This is a genomic window from Rathayibacter sp. AY1D5 (assembly GCF_002932515.1).
Lineage (GTDB): Bacteria > Actinomycetota > Actinomycetes > Actinomycetales > Microbacteriaceae > Rathayibacter.
In genome coordinates this window covers 1-12732 of record NZ_PSVU01000011.1, presented here as the reverse complement: position 1 = coordinate 12732, position 12732 = coordinate 1, and the positions used below count along the sequence as shown (strand labels likewise).

Below are 12732 nucleotides of genomic sequence, written 5' to 3'. Positions count from 1 at the left end.
ACGACGGCCTCCGACAGAGCCCCGGCCCGACTGCCCGGCGCGACGGAGCGGCGTTTGTCGCGCCTCCGGCGGTTCTCGTAGGCTCGACGCGGCCTGCGTGCGCGGGCCGCCGCGCCGAAGCCGCGCGGACGAGGACGTCGGAGGATCACGTGGCCCAGGGCAAGTCGAACGATCGCGAGGCGCGCACCCGGCTCCGGGCCTACCAGGCCCGTCAGAGCCTCCACCGCTCGAGGCAGAAGCGGCGCGTGCGCGACAACGTGATCGCGGCGATCGCCGCCGTCGTCGTGATCGGGCTCGCGGTCGTCGCCCAGATCCTCTACTTCTCCGGCGGCCCCGGCACCCCGGTCGCCGAGCCGACCTCCTCCTCCTCCGCGACCCCGACGCCCGAGGCGACGGGGTCGAACACCGGCGACGTCCCCTCCTCCGACATCGCCGAGGGCCGCGACTGGACGGGCACGCTCACGATCGGCGAGGACCCGCTGGGCATCACGCTCGCCGGCGCCGCCGCCCCGCAGGCGGTGTCCTCCTTCATCTCGCTGACGCAGTCCGGCTTCTACGACGGCGTCTCCTGCCACCGCCTCACCACGGAGGGCCTCTACGTCCTCCAGTGCGGCGACCCGGACGGCGACGGCACCGGCGGACCGGGCTACAGCTACGGTCCCGTCGAGAACGCGCCCGAGGACGGCGTCTACCCGGCCGGGACCATCGCGATGGCCCGCCAGGGCGGCAACGGCTACAGCCAGGGAAGCCAGTTCTTCGTCGTCTACCAGGACACGACCCTGCCCGCCGACGCGGCCGGCGGGTACACCGTGCTCGGGCAGGTCACCTCGGGACTCGACGCCCTCGTCAGCGACGTCGTGTCGAAGGGCACGGCCGACGGATCGGGTGACGGCGCCCCCGCCGAGCCCGTGACCATCACCTCCGTCTCCGTCCAGTAGCCGCACCCGCGGCGTCGTCACGGTCCGCCCGCGCGGGGAGTGCAATAGGCTTGTCGTCACTGCCCGTTCGCGGCCGAGCGCGGTCTTCGGCCCTCCGGCCGTCGAGCCCCACCGGCCGACGACGCGACGGGCACCGAGAAGCACGACATCGAACAGCAAGGTGAGGCTCCGAGCGATGAGTGACCAGCAGCCGTGGGGACGGGTCGGCGACGACGGGACGGTCTACGTCCGCGTCGGCGACGGGGAGCGAGAGGTCGGCCAGTACCCCGATGCGACTCCCGAGGAGGCGCTCGCCTACTACGAGCGCAAGTACACGGAGCTCGCCGGGCAGGTCTCCCTGCTCGAGCAGCGCGCCAAGCGGGGCGCACCCGCCGGAGACGTCGCCCGCACGGTGCAGTCGCTGTCCGCGGCCATCGCGCAGGCGAACGCGGTCGGCGACCTCGAGTCGCTGCAGACCCGGGTCGACGCGCTGAGCGGCTCCGTCGAGGATCTGACCGAGCAGCAGGCGGCCGAGTCGAAGGCCGCGCTGTCCGAGGCCCTCGCCTACCGCGAGGCCATCGTCGCCGAGGCCGAGGCCCTGGCGGCGGTCGACCCGGCGAAGACGCAGTGGAAGCAGGCCAGCGCCGCGATCGACGACCTCTTCGCCCGCTGGCAGAACCACCAGCAGCAGGGCCCGCGCCTTCCCAAGAACGACGCGAACGAGCTGTGGCGCCGGTTCCGCGGAGCGCGCACCACGATCGAGCAGAACCGCAAGGCGTTCTTCGCCGACCTCGACTCCGCGCACCGCGAGGCCAAGCAGGCCAAGCAGGCGCTCATCGACCAGGCCGAGGCGCTGGTGCCCCAGGGCGCCGACGCCATCCCGGACTACCGCGCGCTCCTCGAGCGCTGGCGGGTCGCCGGCCGTGCCGGCAAGCGGTTCGACGACGCGCTCTGGGCGCGCTTCAAAGCCGCCGGCGACGCGATCTACGGCGCCAAGGCCGAGATCGTCGCGCAGGAGAGCGTCGAGTACACCGAGAACCTCGACCTCAAGCTCGCCCTCCTCGAGGAGGCGGAGCCGCTCCTGCAGGAGCAGGACCGCGAGAAGGCCAAGCGGGTGCTGCTCTCGATCCAGGAGCGCTGGGACGCCGTCGGCCGCGTGCCGCGGGAGCAGGTGCGCACCATCGAGGACCGTCTCCGCAAGGTCGAGGCGCACGTCCGCAAGCTCGACGAGGAGCACTGGAACCGCAGCAACCCGGAGCGCAAGGCCCGCTCCGAGGGTCTGGCCTCGCAGCTGACCGCCGCGATCCAGAAGCTCCAGGACGAGCTCGACGAGGCGAAGGCGCGCGGCGACCGCGACGCGATCGCCCAGGCTCAGGAGGCGCTCGACGCCCGCAAGGTCTGGCTCGACGCGATCGGCTAGACCCGCGCCGGCGGATCCCTCCACAGATCCGCTCGCGACGCTCCGGAGGGGAGGCGCATCGGCCAGCATGGCCGGATGCGCCTCCCCTCCGTGCTCCTCCCCGGGCACCTCCCTCTCGCGGAGCTGTGCGCCGCCCGCCTCGACGGCGAGCTGGTCGCGCTCGACGAGGGCTTCCTCGTCGCGGACCTGCCCCTGGGGTCGTCCGAGCGGGCCGCCTCCCTGCGCTCGCTGCTCCCCCGCGGCGCCGTCGCCGATCGTCTCTCCGCCGCGTGGGTGCACGGAGCGACGAACCGTCCGCCGCCGGTGCACAGCGCCTCGATCGACCGGCGGAAGCGCCGGCAGGCGCCGTCGAACCCCCGCCTGCGCTGCCACGAGGTCCTGCTCGACGAGGACGACGTCGTCCTTCTCGGCGGCGCGCCGGTCACGTCGCCTGCCCGCACCCTGATCGACCTCGCCCGGACGGAGGACGCGGGCGCGATCCTCCGGGCGCTCTCTCGGAGCACCCGGACCGGCCTCGACGCCGTCCTCGCGAGGCTGGAGGAGGGCAGCGCCGTCGCCGGACGGAGGATCGTCGGACGACGGCTGCGGGCGGCGCTCGGCGAGGCGCCGCCCGGGGATCAGCCCGCGTTCACCCGGTAGACGTCGTAGACGGCGTCGATCCGGCGCACGGCGTTCAGCACGCGGTCCAGGTGGGTGGTGTCGCCCATCTCGAAGACGAACCGGCTGATCGCCAGCCGGTCGCTCGAGGTCGAGACCGTCGCCGAGAGGATGTTGACGTGGTGCTCCGAGAGGACGCGCGTCACGTCGCTCAACAGGCCCGAGCGGTCCAGCGCCTCGACCTGGATCTGCACGAGGAAGATGCTCTTGGAGGACGGCGCCCACTCGACGTCGACGATCCGCTCCGGCTCCTTCAGCAGCTCCTGCACGTTGTGGCAGTTCGCCTGGTGCACGGAGACGCCGGCTCCCCGCGTCACGAATCCGACGATCTGGTCGCCCGGAACCGGGGTGCAGCACTTCGCGAGCTTCACGAGGATGTCCGGCGCACCCTTCACGAGGACGCCCGACTCGCTGCTCCGGCTCCGAGGCCGAGGCGAGCGCGGGAGGGTGACCTCGTTCTCGTCCGACTCCGGATCGCCCTGGATGGAGGAGACGACCTTCTCGAGCACCGACTGGGTCGAGACGTGGCCCTCGCCGACGGCCGCGTAGAGCGCCTCGACGTCGTTGTAGCGCAGCTGGCTGGCCACCTCGGTGAAGGTGTCCTGGCTCATCAGCTTCTGCAGCGGCAGGTTCTGCTTCCGCATCGCCCGGGCGATGGAGTCCTTGCCCTGCTCGATCGCCTCATCGCGCCGCTCCTTGGTGAACCACTGCCGGATCTTGTTGCGTGCCCGGGGGCTCTGCACGAAGTGGAGCCAGTCCTGGCTCGGTCCCGAGTCGGGGTTCTTCGAGGTGAAGACCTCGACCACGTCGCCCGTCGTCAGAGCCGACTCGAGCGGCACGAGGCGCCCGTTGACCTTGGCGCCCATCGTCCGATGCCCGACCTCGGTGTGAACCGCGTAGGCGAAGTCGACCGGGGTCGCACCGGTCGGCAGGCCGATCACGCGTCCCTTCGGGGTGAAGACGTAGACCTCCTTGGCGCCGATCTCGAAGCGGAGGGAGTCGAGGAACTCGTTCGGGTCGGTGGTCTCCGACTGCCAGTCCGAGAGGTGCGCGAGCCAGGCGAGGTCGGTGTCGTTCGATCCGGAGGTGGGCACCTTGCCGGTGGCCATCTGCTCCTTGTACTTCCAGTGCGCCGCGATGCCGAACTCCGCGTGCTGGTGCATCTCGTTGGTGCGGATCTGGATCTCGACCGCACGCCCCTTCGGCCCGACGACCGTCGTGTGCAGCGACTGGTAGAGGTTGAACTTCGGAGTGGCGATGTAGTCCTTGAACCGGCCCGGCATCGGCGTCCAGCGGGCGTGGATCGAGCCGAGCACGGCGTAGCAGTCGCGCACCGAGTTCACGAGGACGCGGATGCCGACCAGGTCGTAGATCTCGTCGAACTCGCGACCGCGGACGACCATCTTCTGGTAGATCGAGTAGTACTGCTTCGGCCGGCCGACGACGCGACCGCGGATCCGCCCGGCCCGCAGGTCCTCGCTGATCAGGTCGATGACGTTCTGCACGAACTCCTCGCGCTGCGGCGTCCGCCGCTTCACCAGGCTCTCGATCTCGTTGTAGATCTTGGGGTAGAGCACCGCGAAGGACAGGTCCTCGAGCTCCCACTTGATCGCCTGGATGCCGAGGCGGTGCGCCAGCGGCGCGTAGATCTCGAGAGTCTCGGTGGCCTTGCGGGCGGCGGATTCGGCGGGGACGAAGCCCCAGGTCCGCGCGTTGTGGAGGCGGTCGGCGAGCTTGATGATCAGGACGCGGATGTCCTTCGACATCGCCACGATCATCTTGCGGACGGTCTCGGCCTGCGCGCTGTCGCCGTACTTGACCTTGTCGAGCTTGGTGACGCCGTCGACGAGCATCGCGACCTCGTCGCCGAAGTCCGCGCGGAGCTCGTCGAGCTGGTAGTCGGTGTCCTCGACGGTGTCGTGCAGCAGCGCGGCGGCGATCGTCTTCGAGCCGATGCCGAGGTCGGCGAGGATCTGCGCGACGGCCAGCGGATGAGTGATGTAGGGCTCGCCGCTGCGGCGCTTCTGGTTCGCGTGCGCCCGCTCCGCGACCGAGTAAGCGCGCTCGATCAGCGCGATGTCGCTCTTGGGATGGTGCATCCGGACGGTGCGGACGAGGGTGTCGACAGCACCGGAGGGCTGCGCACGCGAGAAGATCCGCGGGACCAGTCTGCGCAGGGCAGCGGTCGAGGACGTCGTCGTCGTTTCCGTCACGCGAGGATCTCCATCGCCCCATTATCGCCCGTGCGGACGGTGCCGACGACCGTTCCGCCCGGGGCGGACGGCGCCTGCGTCAGCCGATGCGTCCGGGGCGCCCCTCGCCGTCGACCACGTCGCCGCCCGCCGCGGCCCAGGCGGTCATGCCGGCGTCGACGTTGGCGACCTCGTATCCGGCGCCCTCGAGGGCCTGCGTCACCATCGCGGAGCGGACTCCGGAGTGGCAGACCACCAGGATCGCCGTGTCGGCGGGGAGCTCGTCCTGCCGGGCGCCGATCTCCCCCATCGGGATGTGGTGGGCGGCCGGAGCGTGCCCCGCCGCCCACTCGTGCGGCTCCCGGACGTCGAGCAGCCAGACCTCGTCGCGCGCGACGAGTCCGACGGCGTCGCCCGCGGTGACCTGTGCGTAGTCGGCCACGGCTCAGCCCTGCACGGCCGGCGCGGCCGGAGCGGTCGCCTTCGCCCGGGCCGACTCCACGCGCTTGTCGTGCTTGGAGATCTCGGGCTCCCGGCTGCGCAGCTGGGCGTACAGCGGCGCCGCGACGAAGATCGTCGAGTACGTGCCGACGATGATGCCGATCAGCAGGGCGAGCGAGATGTCGCGGAGCGTGCCCGCGCCGAGGACGAACGCACCGATCACGAGGATCGCGGCCACCGGGAGGGCGGCGACGATCGAGGTGTTGATGGAGCGCACGAGAGTCTGGTTCTCGGCCAGGTTCACCGTCTCGGAGAAGGTGCGGGTCGTGCTGCCGAGCGCCTCCACGGTGTTCTCGCGGATCTTGTCGAAGACCACGACCGTGTCGTAGAGCGAGTAGCCGAGGATCGTCAGCAGTCCGATCACCGCCGCCGGCGACACCTCGGTGCCGGTGATGCCGTAGACGCCCGCCACGATCACGAGGTCGTGCAGGAGCGCGACGATCGCCGCGAGCGACATCTTCCAGGTGCGGAAGTACGCCCACATGGCCAGGGCCGCGAGGACCACGAAGATCACCAGGCCGCGCAGGGCCTGCTGGGTCACGTCGTTGCCCCACGCCGCTCCGATGAAGGAGGAGGCGACCTGGTCGGTGGGCACGTCGTAGGCCTCCGACAGGGCGTTCCGCACCGCGGTCGACTCGTCGGTCGAGAGCTGGCCGGTCTGCACGCGGATGGAGTCGTCGCCGACGATGGACACTCGCGGCACGGTCTCGGGAGCGACCGAGGTCACCGCATCCGTCGCCGTCGCCTGCTCGAGGCTCGACGGCGAGGACACCGTGAACTGCGAGCCGCCGGTGAACTCGATGCCGAAGTTGAAGCCGCCGCGGGCGACGGTCCCGAGCAGCGTGATCAGGATCAGGGCGAGCGAGACGAGGTACCACGTGCGGCGCCGGCCGACGAAGTCGATCGATCGCGCACCGGTGTAGAGGTCGTTTCCGAACTGCGAGAAGCTGGCCATCACGCGTCCTTCCCGTTCGAGTCGTTGGAGTCGCGCAGGCCGGCCGCCTCGGCGGCCTTCCGCTCGGCGATGGTCTGGCGCTTGGCCGCCTCACGGGACGCGGAGGCGCGCTTGCCGGCGACCACCTGGTCCTGCGGACGGAAGGCGGCTCGGCCGCGGTACACGGCCCCGAGCGCCCGGGGATCCAGGCCCGAGGTCTTGTGCCCCTCGGCGAAGAACGGTCTCGTGGCCATCAGCTGCAGGATCGGGTGGGTGAACAGCGCCACCACGATCAGGTCGATGATCGTCGTGATCCCGAGGGTGAGCGCGAAGCCGCGGACACTGCCGACGGCGAGGAGGAAGAGGACCACCGCGGCGAGCAGGTTCACCATGTCGGACGCGAAGATCGTGCGCAGCGCGCGCCGCCAGCCGGACTCGACGGCGGACTCGAGGCCGCGTCCGTCGCGCAGTTCGTCGCGGATGCGCTCGAAGTACACGATGAACGAGTCGGCCGTGATGCCGATCGCGACGATGAGACCCGCGACTCCTGCGAGCGAGAGGCGCAGTCCCTCCCGCCAGGACAGCAGCGTGACGACGAGGTAGGTGACGATCGCCGCGACGAGCAGCGAGGCGATCGTGACGGCTCCGAGCACGCGGTACTGCGCGATGGAGTAGACGATGACGAGGATCAGGCCGATGAGGCCGGCGAGCAGGCCGCTGGCGAGCTGGGCGGAGCCGAGCGTCGCCGAGATGCTGTCCGAGCTCTGGACCTGGAAGCCGATCGGCAGCGCGCCGTACTTGAGCTGGTCGGCGAGCGTCTTCGACGACTCCTGGGTGAAGGAGCCCGAGATCTGCGCGTTGCCGTCGGTGATGGCGGCGTTCGTCGACGGGGCCGAGATGACCCGGCCGTCGAGGACGATCGCGAACTGGTTCTGCGCACCCTGCAGCGCCACGAGGCGCGAGGTCACGTCGCCGAAGGCCTGCGTGCCCTGGTCGTCGAACGAGAGGTTGACGGCCCAGGTGCCGGTGCTGGCGCCGGAGGAGGTCGTCATCAGGCCGTTCGAGGCGTCCGAGATGTCCTCGCCGGTGATCTCCACCGGGCCGAGGACGTACTTCACCGTCCCGCTGTCGTCGCAGGTGATGAGCGGCTGGTCGGCCGGGGCGAGGTTCGGGTCCTGGCCGTTGAGGAACGCGCAGTCGAACGAGGTGTACTGGGCCTCGAGCGCCGGCGTGAGGTAGGCGAGGTCGCTCGCGTTCGTCGGCGAGGCGGTCGGCTCCGTCGCGAGCGACGGGTCGACGGGCGTCGGCGTGGGCGAGGACGTCGCGTCGCCGCCGACCGAGCTGTTGGTGGCCTGGCTCGCGACGAGGACCGGGCGGAAGTCGAGCTTCGCCGAGGCCTCGATGCGCTGGAGTGTCTCGTCGTCGGGCGTGCCCGGGATCGAGACGACGATGTTGCTCGAGCCCTGGGTCGTGATCTCGGCCTCGGAGACGCCGGACGCGTCGATGCGCTGGCGGATGATCGAGACGGCCTGCGTCAGCTGCTCCGACGAGACGGTGTCGCCGTCGTTCAGCTGCGGCTGCAGGACGATCTGCGTGCCGCCCTCGAGGTCGAGGGCGAGCTTCGGCGTCCAGGAGCCGCCGCCCCAGAGGACGGCCGCCGTGTTGAGTCCGACGAGAGCGAGGATCAGGACACCGAGCCAGCTCAGGGAGCGGCGGGCCTTCCGGACGGGGGTTGATGCGGCCACCCAGGGCTCAGCTTTCTCTTCGGTCGACGGTGATCGGCCCGGGGTCGCCCGGGCGTGGAGAAGGGCGGGCGGGCGCCGATGCGCCCGGCCCGCCCAGGAGACTACTGCGCGTCGGGGCGGCGGTCGCGCTCGACCGGGTCCACCAGCGGGTCGCGGTGCGCGGAGTCGCGCTCGCCGAACTCGGGCGAGCCGGTCGCGGTCAGCGGGTCGGCCTCGTCCTCGGTGTCGGCGGCGACGGCGTTCTCGCTCGGGTCGATGAGGCGGGCGATCGCCTGACGGTGGATGGTCAGCAGCGTGCCGGGGGTCGACTCGATGACGATCTTGTTCGCCTCGTCGTCGATCGACACGACGGTGCCGAAGAGGCCGGAGCCGGTCATGAGCTCCACCCCCGGCTGGAGGTTGTTCTTCATGCTCTCCGCGTCGCGCTGGCGCTTCTTGTTGTTGCGGAACATGAAGATGATCATCACGGCGAGCAGCAGGACGAGCAGGATGATCGTCGGATCCATGGGTGGGCCTTCCGGAGTGGATGGGCGATCCGCCGCGCGGCCTCAGGTCGAGGCGGAGCGGATCGAGCGGCCCGTCGGGCCTAGAGAATCATAGATCATCGGGGAACAGGGGCGGCTGAGCCGCCGTCCCCCGGGGGTCGATGCCGAAGTGGCGGTAGGCGGCGGGGGTCGCCACGCGGCCGCGCGGCGTCCGGGTCAGCAATCCGATCCGCACGAGGAACGGCTCGACGACGGCCTCGACCGTCTCCGCCTCCTCCCCCACCGACACGGCGAGGGTGTTCAGGCCGACCGGCCCGCCGTCGAAGCGGGTCAGCACGATCTCCATCACCGCGCGGTCGAGCCGGTCGAGTCCGAGCGCGTCGACGTCGTAGAGCTCCAGCGCCGCGCGGACGGCGGTCACGTCGGCCCGTCCGCCGTGGACCAGGGCGAAGTCCCGCACCCGCCGGAGCAGGCGGTTGGCGATGCGCGGGGTGCCTCGGCAGCGGCCGGCGATCTCGGCGATCGCGTCCGCGTCGATGTCGAGCTCGAGCAGCCGTGCCGCCCGGGCGAGCACCTGCCGCAGCTCGTCCTCCGCGTAGAACTCGAGGTGCGCGGTGAAGCCGAAGCGGTCGCGGAGCGGATTGGGCAGCAGGCCGGAGCGGGTCGTGGCGCCGACGAGCGTGAACGGGGCGAGATCCAGCGGGACGGACGTCGCTCCCGCCCCCTTGCCGACCATGATGTCGATCCGGAAGTCCTCCATCGCGAGGTAGAGCATCTCCTCCGCGGAGCGCGCCATGCGGTGGATCTCGTCGATGAAGAGGATCTCGCCGGGCAGCAGCGAGGAGAGGACGGCGGCGAGGTCGCCCGCGTGCTGGATCGCGGGGCCGCTGGAGAGCCGCAGGGGCGAGGAGCTCTCCTCCGCCACGATCATCGCGAGGGTCGTCTTGCCGAGACCGGGCGGGCCCGCCAGCAGGATGTGGTCCGGGGTCCGGCCCTGCATGGCCGCGGCCTTGAGCAGCAGCTCGAGCTGGCCGCGCACCTTGCGCTGGCCGACGAACTCGCTGAGGTTCCTGGGCCGCAGGGCGCCCTCGAAGGCGACCTCGGCCTCCGACGCGACCTCGGCGCCCAGCACCTCGTCGCTCACGAGCGGGCCGCCGGACCGAGGCGGGCGAGGGCGAGCCGGAGCAGCGCCTGCACGTTCGTGGCGTCGGAGGCCTGCGCGTCGAGCAGGATCTCGTCGACCACATCGGCCGCGGTGCGCTCGGGCCAGCCCAGGCCGACGAGCGCCGCGAGCACGTTCTGCGCGGCGGTGGCGGCGGGACCGGAGCCGCGGGCGGCGCGCGGACGGACGGTCACCTTGCCGGCGAGGGACAGGATGATCAGCTTGGCCGTCTTCGGGCCGATGCCGCTGACCTTCCGGAACACCCCGTCGTCCTCGTCGGCGACCGCCTGCGCGATCCGGTCCGGCTCGACCGCGCCGAGCACGCCGAGGGCGGACTTCGGGCCGACACCGGTCACGCCGATCAGCAGCTCGAAGATCTCGAGCTGCTCCTCGTCGGGGAAGCCGTAGAGGGTGAGCGAGTCCTCGCGGACGACGAGCACGGTGCTGACCGTGGTCTCGTCGCCGACGCGCATCTCGAGCGCGTGCTGCGGGGTCACGTTCACCGCGTAGCCGACGCCGTGGACGTCGAGGACGGCGAGACTCCCGCGGGCGGAGAGGACGGTGCCGCGGAGGGAGGAGATCACCGCGTCAGTCTAGATGCTCGAACAGGCGTTCGACTCGCGGCCTCGGCGGCGCGCCACGCCCGCTGCGCTGCTGTGCCGCCCGCCGCTCCGTCGGCACCGGCTCCCGCCGACCCAAAGGAGGGCGCGAGAGGGGCCCGCCAGGCGTGGCAGACGGCCAGGGCGAGGGCGTCGGCCGCGTCGGCCGGCCGCGGCGGGGCGTCGAGCCGGAGGACGCGCTGGATCATCGCGGTGACCTGGCGCTTGTCCGCGGCTCCGTAGCCGGTGACGGCGGCCTTCACCTCGCTCGGAGTGTGCATCCCGACCGGGAGCCCGCGCCGGGCCGCCGCGACGAGGGCGACGCCGCTGATCTGCGCGATGCCCATCACGGTGCTGACGTTGTTCTGCGCGAAGACCCGCTCGATCGCGACGGCGTCGGGGCGGTGCTCGTCGAGCAGCGCCTCGAGCCCGTCGCCCAGGGCCAGCAGGCGGCGCTCCAGCGCGTCGTCGGGCGGTGTCCGGAGGACCGTCACGTGCACGAGGGTCGCGTGGCGGTCGCGCGAGACGTCGACGATGCCGACGCCGCAGCGGGTGAGCCCGGGGTCGATCCCGAGGACGCGCATCAGGCCGCCCTCCGGGATCGGGCCGGGCTCACCGCGTCACTCCTCGTTCTCGAGCTCGGCGCGCACCTCTGCCGTGATGTCGAGGTTGGTGTAGACGTTCTGCACGTCGTCCGAGTCCTCGAGCGCGTCGATCAGGCGGAAGACCTTGCGGGCCGTCTCGGCGTCGGCCTCGACCTGGAGGGAGGCGACGAACTCGATGTCGGCGGAGTCGTAGTCGATGCCCGCCTCCTGCAGGGCCGAGCGGGCCGGGACGAGCTCGCTCGGCTCGACGCGGACCTCGAAGCTCTCGCCGTGGTCGAGCACGTCGTCGACGCCGAAGTCGAGGACCGCGCCGAGCACGTCGTCCTCGGTGACGCTCTCTCCGTGGGGCACGGAGATGACGCCCTTGCGCGCGAAGTTGTAGGCGACGCTGCCCGGGTCGGCCATGGTGCCGCCGTTGCGGGTCATCGCGGTGCGGACGTCCGCCGCGGCGCGGTTCTTGTTGTCGGTGAGGCACTCGACGAGCAGGGCGATGCCGTTGGGGCCGTAGGCCTCGTACATGATCGTCGTGTAGTCGATGACCTCGCCGGTGAGGCCGGCACCGCGCTTGATCGCGCGGTCGATGTTGTCGTTCGGCACCGAGGTCTTCTTCGCCTTCTGCACGGCGTCGACGAGCGTCGGGTTGCCGGAGAGGTCGGCGCCGCCGATCTTGGCGGCCACCTCGATGTTCTTGATCAGCTTGGCGAAGGACTTCGCGCGGCGCGAGTCCTTGATCGCCTTCTGGTGCTTGGTCGTGGCCCACTTGGAATGCCCGGACACGGTGCTCCCTCGGAAATCTCGTTGCGTGCGGCCCCCGAGGGCGCCGCTGATGGCAGGGGCCAGTCTATTCGAGAGCCGGTCCGCGCCCGTCTCGGCCCGAGCACCGAGCCTTCCGCGCCCGTCTCGCCGTCGACGAGCTGGACCGCCTCTACGCGGCCCTCCGCTACACACTCGAGGAGGCGCTCGCCCGCGCCGAGGGCCTGCACGCGGCCGACCTCAAGCGCGAGAAGAAGCTCGGCATGCGCGTCCACGGCCGCACAGGAGAGGCGTGCCCCGTCTGCGGCGACACGATCCGCCAGGTGGTCTTCCACGACTCCACGCTCCAGTACTGCCCCACCTGCCAGACCGACGGCAGGATCCTCGCCGACCGGCTGCTGTCGCGGCTGATCAGATAGCGAGCCGGTCCCTGCCCGGCTCGCCGCGGTCGGCTTCCGGAGATGGCGGGGCGGGTGGAGCGGGTCGCGTCCGCCTACAGCGATCCGCTGGCACGCGGATCACTGGTTCGGCTGTGCTTGTGGCGAGCCGGTCCCTGCCCGGCTCGCCGCGGTCGGCTCTCGGGGGTGGCTGGGTGGGTGGAGCGGGTCGCGTCCGCCTAGCGCGATCCGCTGGCACGCGGATCGTGCGTTCGGCGGTGCCTGTGGGAGCCGGTCCCTGCCCGGCTCGCCGTGGCGAGGATCGCGCCGAGGATCTCCTCGGTGAACTCCGGGTCCAGCGGATCGGGACCCAGCCGGGCGACGC

13 protein-coding genes are annotated in these 12732 nt (G+C 71.4%); 4 read left to right on the top strand and 9 right to left on the bottom strand.

The annotated features are described in order from the left end of the window. Window positions 1-149: 149 nt before the first annotated feature. From C5C82_RS05000 to C5C82_RS04990, 3 genes are all read left to right on the top strand, one after another. Entirely contained in the window at window positions 150-938 is a 789-nt protein-coding gene (locus C5C82_RS05000; RefSeq protein ID WP_104239055.1) for a peptidylprolyl isomerase, read from the top strand. Between the two features lie 175 nt (window positions 939-1113). Next, the gene (locus C5C82_RS04995) at window positions 1114-2337 is read left to right on the top strand and encodes a DUF349 domain-containing protein (protein ID WP_104225332.1); all 1224 of its coding nucleotides are present in this window, start codon (window positions 1114-1116) and stop codon (window positions 2335-2337) included. A 75-nt stretch (window positions 2338-2412) separates the two neighbouring features. Further along, window positions 2413-2976, top strand: coding sequence for a type IV toxin-antitoxin system AbiEi family antitoxin (locus tag C5C82_RS04990; RefSeq protein WP_104296192.1), 564 nt, complete (start codon window positions 2413-2415; stop codon window positions 2974-2976). Here C5C82_RS04990 and C5C82_RS04985 read toward each other — a convergent pair. The 9 genes from C5C82_RS04985 to C5C82_RS04945 form a co-directional block, all read right to left on the bottom strand. Then, a complete protein-coding gene (locus C5C82_RS04985) occupies window positions 2955-5207 on the bottom strand; it encodes a bifunctional (p)ppGpp synthetase/guanosine-3',5'-bis(diphosphate) 3'-pyrophosphohydrolase (protein WP_104225334.1) in 2253 nt (750 codons plus the stop codon). The two genes, C5C82_RS04990 and C5C82_RS04985, sit on opposite strands and share 22 nt — an antisense overlap. Before the next feature lie 79 nt (window positions 5208-5286). Beyond that, window positions 5287-5628 carry a rhodanese-like domain-containing protein gene (locus tag C5C82_RS04980; RefSeq protein WP_104257329.1) on the bottom strand — a complete coding sequence of 114 codons (342 nt, stop codon included), beginning with the start codon at window positions 5626-5628 and terminating at the stop codon, window positions 5287-5289. A 3-nt stretch (window positions 5629-5631) separates the two neighbouring features. Next, window positions 5632-6642, bottom strand: coding sequence for a protein translocase subunit SecF (gene secF / locus C5C82_RS04975; protein WP_104233316.1), 1011 nt, complete (start codon window positions 6640-6642; stop codon window positions 5632-5634). After that, window positions 6642-8366 carry a protein translocase subunit SecD gene (gene secD / locus C5C82_RS04970; protein ID WP_104296191.1) on the bottom strand — a complete coding sequence of 575 codons (1725 nt, stop codon included), beginning with the start codon at window positions 8364-8366 and terminating at the stop codon, window positions 6642-6644. Before secD ends, secF begins: the two co-directional genes overlap by 1 nt. A 101-nt stretch (window positions 8367-8467) precedes the next feature. After that, the gene (gene yajC / locus C5C82_RS04965; protein ID WP_104257327.1) at window positions 8468-8872 is read right to left on the bottom strand and encodes a preprotein translocase subunit YajC; all 405 of its coding nucleotides are present in this window, start codon (window positions 8870-8872) and stop codon (window positions 8468-8470) included. Between the two features lie 88 nt (window positions 8873-8960). Beyond that, window positions 8961-9995, bottom strand: a complete 1035-nt coding sequence (gene ruvB / locus C5C82_RS04960) for a Holliday junction branch migration DNA helicase RuvB (protein ID WP_104224769.1) — start codon at window positions 9993-9995, stop codon at window positions 8961-8963. Beyond that, window positions 9992-10597: a Holliday junction branch migration protein RuvA gene (gene ruvA / locus C5C82_RS04955; RefSeq protein WP_104257326.1), complete on the bottom strand. Its 606-nt coding sequence runs from the start codon at window positions 10595-10597 to the stop codon at window positions 9992-9994. Before ruvA ends, ruvB begins: the two co-directional genes overlap by 4 nt. Continuing rightward, window positions 10594-11196, bottom strand: a complete 603-nt coding sequence (gene ruvC / locus C5C82_RS04950) for a crossover junction endodeoxyribonuclease RuvC (RefSeq protein ID WP_104296190.1) — start codon at window positions 11194-11196, stop codon at window positions 10594-10596. The genes ruvA and ruvC overlap by 4 nt, the downstream gene beginning before the upstream one ends. Window positions 11197-11232: 36 nt before the next feature. Next, the gene (locus C5C82_RS04945; RefSeq protein ID WP_104224772.1) at window positions 11233-11994 is read right to left on the bottom strand and encodes a YebC/PmpR family DNA-binding transcriptional regulator; all 762 of its coding nucleotides are present in this window, start codon (window positions 11992-11994) and stop codon (window positions 11233-11235) included. Window positions 11995-12233: 239 nt separating this feature from the next. Here C5C82_RS04945 and C5C82_RS18230 point away from each other — a divergent pair, with 239 nt between their 5' ends. Then, on the top strand, window positions 12234-12389 hold the full coding sequence (locus C5C82_RS18230; protein WP_374953863.1) for a zinc finger domain-containing protein: 156 nt from the start codon (window positions 12234-12236) through the stop codon (window positions 12387-12389). Window positions 12390-12732 lie beyond the last annotated feature (343 nt).